General features: G+C 30.7%; 20 protein-coding genes and 1 other annotated feature. Of the genes, 1 reads left to right on the forward strand and 19 read right to left on the reverse strand.

Going from position 1 to position 15,527, the window contains the following annotated elements; translation table 11 throughout:
* Window positions 1-56 precede the first annotated feature (56 nt).
* The 15 genes from secDF to NR218_RS00795 all read right to left on the reverse strand — a co-directional run bounded on the left by secDF (window position 57) and on the right by NR218_RS00795 (window position 11,815).
* A complete protein-coding gene (gene secDF, locus NR218_RS00725; RefSeq protein WP_235063058.1) occupies window positions 57-2,342 on the reverse strand; it encodes a protein translocase subunit SecDF in 2,286 nt (761 codons plus the stop codon).
* Between the two features lie 195 nt (window positions 2,343-2,537).
* Window positions 2,538-2,798 (reverse strand): preprotein translocase subunit YajC, encoded by a 261-nt coding sequence (yajC, locus tag NR218_RS00730; RefSeq protein ID WP_002448938.1) that lies wholly within the window; start codon window positions 2,796-2,798, stop codon window positions 2,538-2,540.
* Between the two features lie 16 nt (window positions 2,799-2,814).
* Window positions 2,815-3,954 carry a tRNA guanosine(34) transglycosylase Tgt gene (gene tgt / locus NR218_RS00735; protein WP_017176162.1) on the reverse strand — a complete coding sequence of 380 codons (1,140 nt, stop codon included), beginning with the start codon at window positions 3,952-3,954 and terminating at the stop codon, window positions 2,815-2,817.
* Window positions 3,955-3,973: 19 nt separating this feature from the next.
* Window positions 3,974-4,999, reverse strand: a complete 1,026-nt coding sequence (queA, locus tag NR218_RS00740; RefSeq protein WP_017176161.1) for a tRNA preQ1(34) S-adenosylmethionine ribosyltransferase-isomerase QueA — start codon at window positions 4,997-4,999, stop codon at window positions 3,974-3,976.
* Window positions 5,000-5,008: 9 nt separating this feature from the next.
* Entirely contained in the window at window positions 5,009-6,004 is a 996-nt protein-coding gene (gene ruvB, locus NR218_RS00745) for a Holliday junction branch migration DNA helicase RuvB (protein WP_017176160.1), read from the reverse strand.
* Between the two features lie 29 nt (window positions 6,005-6,033).
* Entirely contained in the window at window positions 6,034-6,639 is a 606-nt protein-coding gene (gene ruvA, locus NR218_RS00750) for a Holliday junction branch migration protein RuvA (protein WP_017176159.1), read from the reverse strand.
* 11 nt (window positions 6,640-6,650) lie between these two features.
* Entirely contained in the window at window positions 6,651-7,106 is a 456-nt protein-coding gene (locus NR218_RS00755) for an ACT domain-containing protein (RefSeq protein WP_017176158.1), read from the reverse strand.
* Window positions 7,107-7,118: 12 nt separating this feature from the next.
* A complete protein-coding gene (gene obgE, locus NR218_RS00760; protein WP_019835431.1) occupies window positions 7,119-8,411 on the reverse strand; it encodes a GTPase ObgE in 1,293 nt (430 codons plus the stop codon).
* A gap of 143 nt (window positions 8,412-8,554) precedes the next feature.
* Entirely contained in the window at window positions 8,555-8,839 is a 285-nt protein-coding gene (rpmA, locus tag NR218_RS00765; protein WP_002449010.1) for a 50S ribosomal protein L27, read from the reverse strand.
* Between the two features lie 11 nt (window positions 8,840-8,850).
* Window positions 8,851-9,171: a ribosomal-processing cysteine protease Prp gene (locus tag NR218_RS00770; RefSeq protein WP_017176156.1), complete on the reverse strand. Its 321-nt coding sequence runs from the start codon at window positions 9,169-9,171 to the stop codon at window positions 8,851-8,853.
* Between the two features lie 2 nt (window positions 9,172-9,173).
* A complete protein-coding gene (gene rplU / locus NR218_RS00775) occupies window positions 9,174-9,482 on the reverse strand; it encodes a 50S ribosomal protein L21 (RefSeq protein WP_002448968.1) in 309 nt (102 codons plus the stop codon).
* A gap of 13 nt (window positions 9,483-9,495) precedes the next feature.
* Window positions 9,496-9,579 (reverse strand) — a sequence feature (ribosomal protein L21 leader region).
* Between the two features lie 54 nt (window positions 9,580-9,633).
* Complete coding sequence (mreD, locus tag NR218_RS00780; protein ID WP_017176155.1) at window positions 9,634-10,134, reverse strand: rod shape-determining protein MreD; 501 nt, start codon at window positions 10,132-10,134, stop codon at window positions 9,634-9,636.
* Window positions 10,134-10,967 (reverse strand): rod shape-determining protein MreC, encoded by an 834-nt coding sequence (mreC, locus tag NR218_RS00785; protein WP_017176154.1) that lies wholly within the window; start codon window positions 10,965-10,967, stop codon window positions 10,134-10,136. The genes mreD and mreC overlap by 1 nt, the downstream gene beginning before the upstream one ends.
* A 168-nt stretch (window positions 10,968-11,135) precedes the next feature.
* Complete coding sequence (locus NR218_RS00790; RefSeq protein WP_017176153.1) at window positions 11,136-11,264, reverse strand: hypothetical protein; 129 nt, start codon at window positions 11,262-11,264, stop codon at window positions 11,136-11,138.
* An 80-nt stretch (window positions 11,265-11,344) separates the two neighbouring features.
* Complete coding sequence (locus NR218_RS00795) at window positions 11,345-11,815, reverse strand: DUF4930 family protein (protein WP_017176152.1); 471 nt, start codon at window positions 11,813-11,815, stop codon at window positions 11,345-11,347.
* Window positions 11,816-11,982: 167 nt separating this feature from the next.
* Between NR218_RS00795 and NR218_RS00800 the strand changes: the two genes are divergently transcribed.
* Window positions 11,983-12,162: a hypothetical protein gene (locus NR218_RS00800; protein WP_002455241.1), complete on the forward strand. Its 180-nt coding sequence runs from the start codon at window positions 11,983-11,985 to the stop codon at window positions 12,160-12,162.
* 90 nt (window positions 12,163-12,252) lie between these two features.
* Here the strand turns inward: NR218_RS00800 and NR218_RS00805 are convergent, their stop codons facing one another.
* The 4 genes from NR218_RS00805 to NR218_RS00820 form a co-directional block, all read right to left on the reverse strand.
* Complete coding sequence (locus tag NR218_RS00805) at window positions 12,253-12,486, reverse strand: hypothetical protein (RefSeq protein WP_231911334.1); 234 nt, start codon at window positions 12,484-12,486, stop codon at window positions 12,253-12,255.
* A gap of 125 nt (window positions 12,487-12,611) precedes the next feature.
* The gene (gene radC, locus NR218_RS00810; protein ID WP_017176150.1) at window positions 12,612-13,289 is read right to left on the reverse strand and encodes a RadC family protein; all 678 of its coding nucleotides are present in this window, start codon (window positions 13,287-13,289) and stop codon (window positions 12,612-12,614) included.
* A 23-nt stretch (window positions 13,290-13,312) separates the two neighbouring features.
* Entirely contained in the window at window positions 13,313-14,002 is a 690-nt protein-coding gene (locus tag NR218_RS00815) for a prepilin peptidase (RefSeq protein WP_002487997.1), read from the reverse strand.
* A 249-nt stretch (window positions 14,003-14,251) separates the two neighbouring features.
* Window positions 14,252-15,520, reverse strand: a complete 1,269-nt coding sequence (locus tag NR218_RS00820) for a bifunctional folylpolyglutamate synthase/dihydrofolate synthase (RefSeq protein ID WP_265883191.1) — start codon at window positions 15,518-15,520, stop codon at window positions 14,252-14,254.
* Window positions 15,521-15,527: the final 7 nt, after the last annotated feature.

Here is a 15,527-nt window from a genome sequence, read left to right on the forward strand (position 1 = left end):
CTGAATTCAATTAGAATTCTTTTGTTTCTTCCACTAATTTTATATCATGTATTTAATTATACTAAGATTTTTTCATCATTTGATTTTTTCTCTTTATAAACTACAAGCTTACCGTTCTCAGATTTTTTCAACTGATGTTTCTTCATAATGCCCCATAGTGGAACTGCAATAAAGATAGAAGAGAATACACCAGATAATAATCCAATAAGTAATGCTAATGAGAAGTTAAACAGACTTGATGCACCAAAGATAAGTATGGCGATAACTACTACAACGACTGTAAGAACTGTATTAATAGAACGAGTCATTGTTTGTCTAATAGATCGGTTAACAATATCATCAATTTGATGAGGGTCTGTTATTACTTTGATTTTATGAAGATTTTCTCTTACACGGTCGAAAGTAACAATTGTATCATTTATTGAATAACCTACAATCGTTAAGATTGCAGCGATAAACGTAATATCTACTTCAAGTCTTAATAAACTGAATAAAGCAACGATAATAAATACATCATGAAGTAATGCTAAGACAGCAGAAAGCCCCATTCTCCATTCGAATCTTAATGAAACATAGATAATAATACCAATAGCTGCATAAATTAATGCTTTCATTGCATTTTTAGCTAACTCTTGACCAATCATTGGAGAAACTGTGTTCACTGTCGGTTTATGACCATATTGATCATTAATAACTTTATTAAGTTTCAAAGTTTCATCTTTAGATAAATCATTTTTAAATTGAACTGTTGCTTGTTTATTATCATTACCATTAATTTGAATTTGATCAGGTGTCAAACCAACATCTTTTATCGTACGTTCAACTTTAGTTTGAGATAACTTCGTATCAGAATCAAGATCTACTCTTGTACCAGATGAGAAATCAATACCTAAGTTAAGTTTAAATATACTTAGAATAATTATACCAATTACTAAAATTAAAATACTTACTCCAATTAATGGTTTTGCTAATTTAACAAAATTCCATTTTTCAAAAGCTGTTTTTAAATCATGAACATCTACACCTTCATTGATATCATGGCGATTATTTTTATTTACACCAAACATCCAATATTTCTTCTTAAAGTAATTAGAAGAAACTAAAAGTGATAATAGTCCTCTTGATAAGAAGACAGCTGTGATGAATATCATTAAAATACCTAATAATAACATCGTAGCAAATCCTTTAACTGAACTTTGACCAAAGAAGAATAACACTGCTGCTGCTATAACAGTTGTTAAGTTTGAATCAAAAATCGTCAAGAAAGAACTTTTATTTGCTTTAGAATAAGCCTGTTTAAGCGTTCGTCCTACTCTCAGTTCATCTTTAATCCGTTCATACATGATGATATTTGCATCTACAGCCATACCTACACCTAATACTAAGGCAGCTAAACCTGGTAATGTAAGTACACCTGAAATAAAGTTAAATGCTACTAATGTTAAATAAACATATACTGTTAAAGTAATCACTGCCACAATACCTGGTAATCTGTAAAAACCTACCATAAATAAATAGATAATTGCAACACCAATCATTGATGCAAAGATTGTTTTATCTAATGCATCTTGACCAAATTGTGCACCTACAGAATTAGAATAAACTTCTTTTAAATCAACTGGTAATGAACCTGCATTTAACAATTCTGCAATTTGCTTAGCACGTTCTACGCCTTGTTGACCCTGGAAGCCACCTGAAATTTCTACACTGTCTGAATTAATAGGTTGATCCACCGAAGCGGCTGAAACGTATTTCCGTTTATCTTCAGGTTTATCCAACTCTTTATGATAGCTATCACCTTTTTTATAATCTAACCACACTACCATCATGTTTTCTTGTTTTTTAGAAATTTCTTCTGTAACTTTTTTAAATTTCGCGCGGTCTTTTAATTTAAAAGTGACTGCAGGTTCGTTTGTACCTTGTTTAAATTCTTGTTTTGCAGAACCTTGTACAATATCTTTACCTGTTAATTTAACATGATCATTAGCATCACGTATAGTCAGATTTGCTTGTGAAGACAAAATTTTCCGAGCTTCATCAGGATTTTTTACCCCTGCGAGCTGTACCCTAATTCTATCAGGGTCTTCAACTTGAATATGAGGCTCAGATACGCCTAATACATTAACACGATTTTCTAAAGTTTGAGCAGTAGATTGTAAAGCCTTATCATCGATTTTACCATCACCGCCAAGTGGTTTAACTTGATATAATACTTCAAAACCACCTTGTAAATCCAAACCTAGATTTACATTCTTAACTACATTCTTATATGTAAAGCCCATACCTACAAATAGTAGCGCTACAATGAGTATGAATGCAATTATTCTACTTGTTTTTTTCACATGAACACCTCATTATTTAATTATGTAATTAGAATAATCTTTTAATAAACCATGTGCAAGTGAATTAAAGATTACATCTATGTGACAAGACTTATCTATCTTAACATAACCTTTTTATTAGTGTAATCACGATAGCTAGTTAATAAAAAAACATTCCACGACAATTTGTTGTCTGGAATGTCTTGTTATTATAATTTATGATGGGTCAACTTGTTTAATCGCAGGTTTTTCAAATGTCATTTCAGTACCATGACCATTTACTGTGATTACAACTGCTGTTTCATCCACAGCTTTAACAGTTCCTTTGATTCCACCAATAGTTGTAATTTTTTGACCTGCTTCGATACGACTAATCATTTCACGATGTTCTTTCGCACGTTTTTGTTGCGGTCTAATTAAAAAGAAATAAAATACTATAATTAAAATTATAGGCAAGATTAATGCTGAAACATTCATTATATTGTTCTCCTTATTAAAAGTTTTTAGGGTTCTCTACATTTAGCCCATATTGTTCGAAAAATTCTTCTTTAAAATCTAATAAACGATCTTCTCGAATGGCCTGTCTAATATCTTCCATTAATTTTAGCAGAAAATGTAAATTATGAATAGTAGTAAGACGGATACCAAACGTTTCCTCTGCTTTAATTAGATGTCTAATATATGCACGTGTATAATTCTTACAAGTATAGCAATCACAATTCGCATCTATAGGACTAAAATCATCTGCATATTTAGCATTTTTTATAACCAATCGTCCTTGAGATGTCATGCATGTTCCATTTCTAGCTATGCGTGTTGGCAACACACAATCAAACATATCCATACCGCGAATGCTACATTCTATTAATGCATCAGGTGATCCTACTCCCATTAAGTATCTTGGTTTGTCTTCTGGCATAAATTGAACCGTATGTTCAACCATATCGTACATCACTGGTTTTGGTTCACCTACAGATAAACCACCAATAGCATATCCAGGAAAATCCAATGATACAAGTTCTTTAGCACTTTGTTCTCTTAAGTCTTTGTACTCTCCACCTTGTATAATACCAAATAATGCTTGGTCCTCTGGACGTTGATGTGCTTCAAGACATCGTTTAGCCCATCTTGTTGTACGTTCAATTGAATCTTTTACGTATTTATATTCGGCAGGCATAGGCGGACACTCATCAAATGCCATCATAATATCTGAACCTAAGTCATTTTGAATTTGCATTGATTTTTCTGGACTTAAAAACAACTTAGAGCCATTTGTATGATGTCTAAATTCGACACCCTCTTCTGATATTTTTCTAAGATTACTCAAACTAAACACTTGGAAACCACCAGAATCTGTAAGAATAGGGCCATCCCAATTCATGAACTTATGTAAGCCCCCAGCTTGTTTGATAATATCATTTCCAGGTTGTAACCACAAATGATACGTATTTCCTAATATAATTCTAGCTTCAATTTGTCTTAACTCTTCTGGACTCATTGTTTTAACTGTTGCTTTCGTACCTACTGGCATAAACATGGGTGTTTCAAATGAGCCATGGGGTGTATGAACAATCCCTAAACGTGCACCTGATTGCTTACATGTTTTAATGTGCTCATAAGTTACTGCTGGCATAATCTGTACCTCTCATTCATTAAATTATTAACATTGCATCTCCAAAACTAAAGAATCTATATTTAAGTTTTACCGCTTCTTTATAAGCATTCAAAATGTATTCACGACTACTAAAAGCAGAGACTAACATCACTAATGTTGATTTGGGTAAATGAAAATTAGTAATTAACCCATCAATTGCTTTATATTCAAACCCTGGATAAATAAATATATCTGTCCAACCACTTGTAGCGACAAATTGTTCATGATCACGACGAATTGTTTCTAACGTTCTAGTAGACGTCGTACCTACAGAAATAATTCTATGCCCATTTTCTTTAGTTTTATTCAGCATATCTGCCGTTTCTTTAGTCATTTGATAGTACTCACTATGCATTTCATGATCATCAATATCCTCCACACTTACTGGTCTAAAGGTACCTAGGCCAACATGTAGTGTAATAAATGCAATATTGACACCTTTGTCTTTTATTTTCTGTAAAAGCTCATCTGTAAAATGTAACCCTGCAGTAGGCGCTGCAGCGGAACCATTTTCTTTAGCATACACAGTTTGATATCTATCCGGATCATCTAAACGTTCTTTAATATAAGGTGGTAAAGGCATTTCACCTAACTCATCTAAGCGTTCTTCTAAAATACCTTCATAATGTAAACGCATAATGCGCCCACCTTGTTCTAATTCTTTTATACATTCAGCAATGATTTTGCCGTTACCAAATGATAAAGTATTACCTACTTTAATACGTTTTGCTGGTTTTAATAATACTTCCCAGTCATTGTCCTCTATTCTAGTAAGCATTAACATTTCTACCTTTGCACCTGTTTCTTCTTTTAAACCGAATAAACGTGCTGGCATAACACGTGTATCATTTAATACTAATGTATCTCCAGGTTCAAAATAATCCATAATATCTGTAAAGTGTTTATGTGCAATATTTCCGGTCTTTCTACCTAGCACAAGTAATCTACTTTGATCTCTATTTTTTAAAGGTGTCTGAGCAATCAATGATTCAGGTAAATGATAATCAAACTCCTCAACGTTCATATTATTCCCTCATTCTTTAATTTTTTTGAAATGTTCATAGGCAAATGGTGTCGCTTTTCTACCTCTTGGTGTTCGTTCTATAAATCCTTTTTGTATTAAAAAGGGTTCATAGACATCTTCGATTGTAATACGTTCTTCTCCAATTGACACTGCTATCGTATCCAGTCCCACAGGACCTCCATTATATTGATTAATAATACAATTCATCATTTTATGATCAATGTAATCTAAGCCTTCATCATCCACTTGTAATAAGTTTAGAGCTTGCTTTGTTGTTTCGATATAAATTTGTTCATCTTCATTTACTTGTTGAAAATCTCTTACTCTTTTTAGTAGTCGATTTGCAACACGAGGTGTTCCTCTTGAACGCTTAGCAAGCTCAACTGCACTTTCATCATCAATTTTTGTACCTAATACTTCAGCAGTTCGAATAATGATTTCTTTTAAATCTGATTCCGAATAGTACTCTAATCTTAAATGAACACCAAATCGATCTCTTAAAGGGCCTGTTAGACTTCCAGCACGTGTTGTCGCGCCTACTAGAGTAAAAGGTGGTAAATCAATACGTATACTACGTGCTTCATCACCTTTACCGATAATAATATCTAAGAAAAAATCTTCCATAGCAGAGTATAAAACTTCTTCTACTACACTACTTAAGCGATGGATTTCATCAATAAATAAAACATCTCCAGGCTGTAAACCTGATAAAATTGCCGCTAAATCTCCGGGTCGCTCTAATGATGGACCAGATACAGTTCTTATATTGACTTCCATTTCATTAGCAATAATATTTGAAAGTGTTGTTTTACCTAATCCTGGAGGACCAAAAAGTAATACATGATCTAATGGCTCATCCCTTAGTTTAGCCGCTTTTATAAAAACTTCTAAATTATTCTTTATTGATGATTGCCCAATATATTGTTTTAATTTAGTTGGTCTGAGTGAGAATTCAAAAGAAGATTCTTCATTGTGTAATGATTGATCTACCATTCTATCATCCATATTTATCCCCCCAGTTATCGTTCATAATATTAAGATATAAGCGTTTTTAAACCAATCTTAACTGCTTCATCAACAGAGTGGATGGATGTTTTATTAAGCACTTTCTCAACTTTAGAAAGCTCTCTCTTAGAGTATCCTAAAGCTGCAAGCGCTAATAACGCTTCCTTAATTATATTGTCATTTTCTTCAACTTGTCCCTCAACCTGTAATAAGGTCTCACTAGTCTCTTCTGTAATCTTAACTTTACCTTTTAAATCTAATACAATTTGTCGTGCAGTCTTTTTACCTATACCAGGAAATTTAGTTAGATAAGTATCATTTTCATTTTCAATTGCACGTTTAACTTCGTTAGGTGTACTTGTTGCTAGAATAGCTAAAGCTGATTTAGGGCCTATACCTGTAACTTTTATTAAGCTTAAGAACATCTCTTTTTCTTCTTCGCTAATAAAACCATATAATAATTGTGCGTCTTCTCTTACAATCAGTGAAGTAAAGACTTTACATTCTTGATTTAAATATTTTTGAAATCGATATGAATTTGGAGTTTGAATTTCATAACCGATACCATTAGACGTTTCTACAACAATATGTGTTGGAAACAATTGAGATAAATGTCCTTTTATATAAGCGTACATAGATACCTTCCTTACATACTCATACTAATTAATTCAACTTTATAAACATGTTGAATATTTCTCAAAGTGCCCATGACCTTTTCTATTGATAATGATTGATCTTTTGCACTCAAAGAGAGTGTAATCGTTGCTTTTTCTTCCATTGGAACACTTTGATGAATAGTTAAAACGGATAACGCTAATTTTGAAATAGTTTGTAATACTTGAGCAAGCATTCCTACTATATCATTAACATAGAGAATTAAGGTGAATTCACGGTGTTCAAAAATCTTTTCATCTACAGGAAAAATAGTATCTCTATATTTATAAAAAGCACTTCTTGATAGATTAAACTGCTTAACTGCTTCATAAATGGACAGTGTGGCATCATTTTTTAAAGCGTCTTTAATTTTAAGCGTTTTAACCACTGATTCTGGTAAAACGTCTTCACGTATTAAATAAAACTTTTTATAATCTTTGCTGTCCACTAAAAAGCCCTCCTATTCGACGAATTCAAATTCTCCCCCAAGTATTCTAACAATATCACCATTACTACATCCACGTTCTCTTAATGCATCATCAATACCCATAGAGCGCATTTGACGTGCAAAACGTCTTACTGCTGGATCACTATTAAAGTCTGTCATTTTAAACATGCGTTCGATTGCATTACCGCTTACTACATAGGCACCATCATCATCTCTTGTAATCGTAAATTTATCTTGAGATGGTGTATGTTTATATAATACGCGATTAACACCTGCATCTTCGTCTTCTTCTACACTAAAATCAATATCTTTTACTTCTTCTAATTTATCAGCAATTGTATATAGTAATTGATCAATATTATCTCTTGTAATTGTAGAAACTGGAACAATAGTTACATCTTCATCAATTTCTTTTTTAAATAATTCTAGGTTATCGTTTGATTCCGGTATATCCATTTTATTTGCCACTATAATTTGAGGTCTATCTTCTAATCTTTGTTTATAATTTATCAGTTCATTATTGATGATTTGATAATCTTCAAGTGGATTTCTTCCTTCAGAACCACTCATATCTATCATATGAACAATAACTTTTGTTCTTTCAACATGACGTAAAAATTGATGACCTAAACCGACTCCTTCTGAAGCTCCTTCAATTAAACCTGGTAAATCCGCCATCACAAAACTTCTATGATCAGGTGTTGAAACCACACCTAAATTTGGTTTAATTGTTGTAAAATGATAAGCTCCAATTTTAGGTTTTGCCTTAGATACAATAGATAACAATGTTGATTTCCCTACACTTGGGAATCCAACGAGTCCCACATCAGCAAGTAGCTTTAATTCTAAGGTAACATCTAGTTCTTCTCCAGGTTCTCCATTTTCACTAAAGTCTGGAGCTGGATTTCGAGGGGTTGCAAAACGTGAATTTCCACGACCTCCACGACCTCCACGAGCAATAACTGCACGTTGACCTTCTTCAACTAAATCTGCTAAAACTTCTTCAGTTTCTACACTTTTAATAATGGTACCAGGAGGCACTTTTAAAACTAAGTCTTCCGCATTTTTACCATGCATATTACTACTTTGACCATTTTCACCTTTTTTAGCCTTAAAATGACGTTGAAATCTAAAGTCTAAAAGTGTTCTTAAACCTTCATCAACTTCAAAAATGACTGAAGCACCTTTACCTCCATCGCCACCAGCAGGGCCACCAAATGGTACATATTTTTCCCTACGATAAGCAGTAATACCATTACCTCCATCGCCTGCTTTTAGAGATATTTTTACTTGATCGACAAACATATATCTCACCTCTTTTTATATATTTTATTAATTCATCGCTAATATTATATCATTAACTCTAAAACGTTAGATTCTATTATAATCATTTTTAAACAAAAATAAAACACCAGAAGTCTTCACTTCTGGTGTTAATTAGACAAAAATTATTCAGCTACTGCATATACAGAAACTTGTTTTTTGTCGCGACCTTTACGTTCGAAACGAACAACGCCGTCGATTTTAGCGAATAATGTATCATCGCCACCACGACCTACATTTTCACCAGCATAAATTTTAGTACCGCGTTGACGATATAAAATTGAGCCACCTGTTACGAATTGACCGTCTGCACGTTTAGCACCTAAACGTTTTGATTCTGAGTCACGACCGTTTTTTGTAGAACTTACCCCTTTTTTAGATGCGAAGAATTGTAAGTTTAATTTTAACATCGGGATACACCTCACTTATAATTTAATCTTATATTTTCATTATATTCATCTTCAATCGTTTGTAAAGACACAAGCATTGCTTGAAGAATTAATTGTGCTTGCTCATTGTTAGTGTCTACTGATCTAATGTGAAAATGACCACCGTCATCATCATAATCAATATCCGGATTTTCAGAAGTTAAACTTAAAATAGCATTCACACTTCCAAAAAGAACAGCTGAAGCCCCTGCACAAACAATATCATAGCCATAATCACCATGATTAGCATGGCCATCCATGATGACGTCTGTTACTTTACCTTCATCATTAATTGAAATATCAACAGTAATCATAATTAAGCGTTGATTTTATCAATTGTTAATTTAGTATAAGGCTGACGATGACCTTTTTTACGTTTTGAATCTTTACGACGTTTGTAAGTGAAAACAGTAATTTTTTTACCGCGACCTTGTTTGTTCACAGTAGCAGTTACTGTAGCTCCTTCAACAGTTGGAGCACCAACTTTAACTGAATCTCCACCTACAAATAATACTTTATCAAATGTGAATGAATCACCTTCATTAACATCTAATTTTTCAACGAAGATCTCTTGACCTTCTTCTACTTTAATTTGTTTACCGCCTGTTTCGATAATAGCAAACATACCTTGCACCTCCTATAATTATAAGTCACGCCATATACAGGTGATAAAATATAACATTTTAACGCTTAAACCTGTATTTGAGCGGTTGTATGTAGCTATAAAACTACTCAACTATTGCATCTTACCATTACTTATATTCAATGTCAATCTATTATATTGGCTTTTTAAAGAATTTAAAGAATATAGGCATCAAAATAATTAATAAAATAATATTTAATATAAGTGTTGGGATAATACGTAGTAATATAAAGTTTAGTAAATCAAATTCTACATAGCTAATAACAGAATATATAATTGCTACAAATATTTCAAGAATCATTACACCAATGATACTGAACCAATATACCATAATATAGTCTCGGTAAAAAATCTTCAAGAACTTATTAAATATTGTTATTAAGAATATATAACCAAACAAATATAAACCATATACACTGCCAAAGTAGATATCAGTTATCATACCTAAAAAAATGCTTAGTAATAATGTGACCATAAATGGTCTATAAATTGATAAAAGTAATAAATACATTAGAGTTAAATGAGGAACTAAGATAAATGTTAGGTTGCCTATATGAAAAGGAATAACCAAACCAATAAGTGTATCAAGATAAAAAACGATGATACCGATCATTATATAAACGAACGCTTTCATTATCGAGTCTCTCTTTCATTGAAATCCGTGTTATTACTTTTTTTCGCTATGTATACATGTTGAATATCTGATAAATTTGCTCCAGTTTTCACCCTCACTTCTTTTGCTAAACCATATTCATCATTTTCTACCTTCGTCACTTCTCCTATGTATAAATCACTTGGCAATTGATCGGCTAATCCACTTGTTACTACTTTGTCACCTTTTGAAATTTTATCCTTATTATTGATATTACTAATAATTAATTCCTGAGTTTTATTATCATAGTGATCAATTAATCCAAAAACATTTTTAGAGTGATGTTGAATATTGACTGATAGTTTTCCAGCTCTTGTATTCGTTGAAAGTAAATCAACTTGAGAAGAAAATTGATTCACTCTAGTTACTCTTCCAATTAAACCATCACTAGTAAACACTGCCATATTATTGCTTACACCAGCTTTTTTACCTTTATCAATAATCACAGTATTCATCCATTGATCTGGATTACGTGCTATGATGGCACCTGAAATTGCATCGTATTTTGAAGCATCAGTCATATCAAGTTCTTTTTTTAAGTTTTTATTTTCCGCTTCTAATGCTTCGTTTTTTGCTTTTAATTGATTAACTTCATTATGATTTGATTTGTTAGATTGAAAGAAGTTACCTATAGCTCCAGTCACAAAATTGACAGGGTAACTAATTACTCTCTGACCAAATGACACTGAGTCCCCCACATATTGCTCAGGAGGTGATTGAGTTTGTGAACGAATGGACAAACCAATCAATGCAATAAAAATAATTATTGCACAAAAAACAACAATTAACTTGTTATTTTTAAAAAAATTTAACACTCATAACACCTCTACTATTTATTTTAAATTATTATATTCTATTTTATATTACTCTAGGATTGAAATAAAGAATAATATTAAATATTATCTTCAAAGAAAAAAAGGAACAAGTTAGAATCTTCATTGAATTCTAGTACTTGCTCCTATCAAATGTCATCTTATTTAATTTTACGATTCTTTATTCGGCTTATCTTTTTTATCTTCTTCATAGAGCGTTTCGTCTTTTCTCCATTTAGAAAATAAATTTTGTGCTTTTGCTTGTTCATTTGCCTGTTTTTCTTTAGATTGTTCAGACATACATTACACCAACCTTCAAAAGATTATTGTATCTATTTTAGACATTAACGCATTTATTTATTTTTTTCAAATTATATTTTTTAATACTCATTCTGAGGTTTTAAAGTGATTGATTGTCCTAGGCGATTTAATTCCTGTTCCATTTCAATTTCCGTACTAAAGACTTTAATCGTATCACTTCCGAATTTATAGATGATAAATTCATTATCTCTTTGCCCTACAATGTAATTATCATTATATCCCATTCTAACTATACCTGAAACTTCCATAAATTCTTTTTTATCTATAAATTTAAACACATTTTTTGTTTGACTAGCAGGAATATTCTGAAGTAAATGATTTTCTTCTATAGTATAACTTTTTCCATTAGTAGGCACTGGTGTTGATGTTTGATTACTTGGCAAGAGCTCGAATTGGTTATTGGGAGGTTGATTCATAGGATTCCAGTCCTGTTCTCTTAAAAACGGGGCATATTTTAATGCAAAATAAACAATACTAAGGATTGCAATAACTGCTACTATATTTTTAAAAATACTAAAAACCATTCGCAATAAAATCCCTCCAATTTTAAATCTAAATTATTATAAATATAAAATAGATTTTATCCATCGGTCTAAAGAAGTAAATTAAGTAAATTCTTAAGACTGATTAACATTTTCTTAAAATATATTATAATAATTAATATCACTCGTAAAATAAATTTAGAGGAGTGTGAGAAATGAACATTCTTACAATTATTTTACTTATCTTGCTTGCAGTTATACTTTTTAAAGTAGGATTTGCACTTTTAAGATTTTTAATCTCTGCTGCTTTTATTATTCTCGGACTGTATTTAGCCTATCAAGGTGTTCTTTGGATTTTAGAAAATTTTAATGTGCTTTCAGCTTATATAAGATAATGAAAAAGCTAGTTACTTTTCAATGTAATTAATACAATCTACCCTTTATTAATTCGTTTATGATTGTATTGTATGAAAAGTTAACTAGCTTTATTTACGATTGCTTTGAGACAAGTATTCATAAATTTTATATATTGTTGCTAATAGTAACCCAAATATCGTTCCAGTTACTATATCACTAATGAGTAAAATATATAATTGAGTATGCGTATGGTTGACGAATACTCCAATAAAAGAAAAAATTGTAATACCAACAATCGATAATAACACGGTATTAAGCGTTTCTTTTAAACGAATTGTTTTTTGTTTAATATTCAATCTCATTATGTAAATAATAGGTATTAACACCCCTATGATTAAAATTAAAGTCATCATACACCTCTAAATATATAATTAAGGCTTATTATACTAAAATTTTAACAATGAGACTATAAATAATTTTTAATCTTTTATACGAAATACCCCTCCTCTACTAAACTAGTAAATTTTTGATCACCGATAATAATGTGGTCAAGTAATTCAATGCCAAGAATTTGTCCACATTCTTTAAGTCTAATGGTAGTAGCAATATCTTCTTTTGAAGGCGTCACATCTCCAGATGGATGATTATGAATCACAATTACTGCATTACATGAAGCTCTAATGGCAGCATTAAAGACTTCTCTTGGGTGTATCACTGAAGAGTTTAATGTTCCTATAAATATAGTTTCTTCTTTTATCACTATATTTTTAGTATTTAAAAATAAAGCAACTAAATGCTCTTGAGTTAAATCTTTCATTTTAGACATCATCATATCTGCGACATCTTTAGGAGATTTAATCTTTACTTTTTCAATTGAATTACGTTTATTTATTCTTTCTCCCAATTCGAAAGCGGCTTTTAGTGTCACTGCTTTATGCAATCCTATACCTTTTATTTTTAACAAATCATGTATTGAAAGTAATTTTAATTCTTTTAAATTATTTACTTTATTAATCATTTCATTTGCAATATCAATACTTGAAACCCCTTGTCGTCCAGTGTTAATTAAAATTGCTAATAATTCACTGTTAGACAAACTTTTTTCACCATATTGAATGAGTCTCTCTTTAGGAAGCTCACTTTTGGCCATATCTTTAATTTTCAAAAACATCACCTTTTCTTTATTAGTTACATAATATTGTTGGAAAAATTAATTAATAAAATATATGAGATTGAAATAAAAGGAATAAGTGGGATTTTACGTATCTTAAAACGAAACAAGATGATATAAAACATAAGACCAATTGCACAAGTTAATAATATTAGATGAAGTATAAATTCATAAGTATAAAATATAGAAAGTATACTAAGTAATAAAATATCACCGTACCCTATACTTTTAGAATTTAACAGAAAAAATGTATGTAATAGAAAGAAAATAAATATAAATGAAATCAAATGTAATGAAGAAATATAGATACCGACAAAGAAAAAAACGAGGATTAAGTTACTGTTGATTGTTAATGTTTGAATATCGGTTAGAGACATCGTTATCAACATTAAACAAGTTAATATAAAGAGAGAATAATTTATATGTATATCGATAAATATTAAATATGGGACAATAAGAAACGATAATATTTCACCTATAATATAGGAGCGTTTTAAAGGATTTGAACAGCATCTCGAGCGTCCTTTTAAGAATATGAAACTTAATAATGGTATAGTATCAAACCACTTTAATGATGTATGACAATAATCACATTGTGATCGTCGCTTGAAATATTGAAGATTCACTTTCTCTATACTTGAAAATTGATATAAAAAACTAAATATTACACTACACGTAAATGCTAATAATACTATTATACTGATCACCTCATATCATTCATTATAACTAAAATATGGTCTAAGTAAATGGAATAACGAGGATTAGATTAAATTCATTTCAATAAATAAATATATCTTCTTTAAAGCATTTTAAATTCAATAAAATGAATAAAACCTTTATTAAAAATAATCAGTCCACTCTTAATCTATCAATTATATAACTAATAAAAAAGCTATGAAGAAGTTTAATTTGTAACTTTCTTCATAGCTATATTTAGATAATTAACATACTATATATTATGAATTAAATTCAACTTTCGATTTTACTTCACTTATAAAATATAAACTGCCTGTAATCAATAAGCCCTCACCATCATAATGATTTATAAAATCTACATAATCATCAATATATTCAATGTTATCAGCATCTATACTCTCAAGTAATTCTTGTTTAGATAAGGCTTTATGAAAATCAAATTCAGTAAAATAAAATGTACCAGCTAAATTCTGTAATTTACTTAACATTTCGGTTACAGGTTTACCTTTAATGGCTGAAAATAAAACATCCATTTTCTCAAGATCATAATAATTTTTGATTGTTGAAACTAATGCTTCAACACTTTCATTATTATGTGCTCCGTCAATAATAATAAGAGGTTTTTCTTTAACTTGCTCAATACGTCCTGTCCAACAAACACTTTCAATAGCATCAATCATTTTATTAAAATCTAATTCAATAATATTTTCTTCGTTCAACTCTATTAAAGCTGTAATAGCTAATGAAGCATTTTCTTTTTGATGATCACCTATCATATCTAAGATGATTGTTTCTAACTCATAATCTTTATATCTATAAGTAAATTCATCATCTTCAGATACAATAATGATTTCTCTATCTAGTTCAATTGGCTTTGCATTCTGATTTTCCGCTAAATCTCTAATGTATTTTAAAGCTTCCTCATTTTTTACTGCATAGATGACGGGTACATTAGGTTTTATGATAGCACCTTTATCTTTTGCGATATCTAAATACGTACTTCCTAAAATATCAGTATGATCTAATCCTATACTTGTCAAAATTGAAAGAATAGGAGTAAACACATTAGTTGAATCATTTTTAATTCCTAGTCCCGCTTCTACAATAACAAAATCTACAGGATTTATCTCTCCAAAATATAAAAACATCATTGTTGTTATAATTTCAAATTCTGTTGCAGAACCGAGTTCGGTTTCTTGTTCTAACGCTTCACTTACTGGTTTAACTCGCTTTACTAATTCAACTATTTCGTCATTTGAGATCGGATAACCATTTAAACTAATTCGTTCATTAAACGTTTCAATAAAAGGAGAAGTAAATGTTCCAACTTCATATCCATTCTCAACTAATGCAGCTCTTAAATAAGCTACTGTAGAACCTTTACCATTTGTTCCACCCACATGAATACCGCGAATATTTAATTGAGGATTATTTAAGTGGTTAAGCATCCATTCCATTCTTTTAACACCAGGTTTAATACCAAACTTAGTGCGCTCATGTATCCAATATAAGCTATCTAGGTAATTCATTGACAAT

The sequence above is a fragment of the Staphylococcus sp. SUC_1.2 genome, from assembly GCF_026222585.1.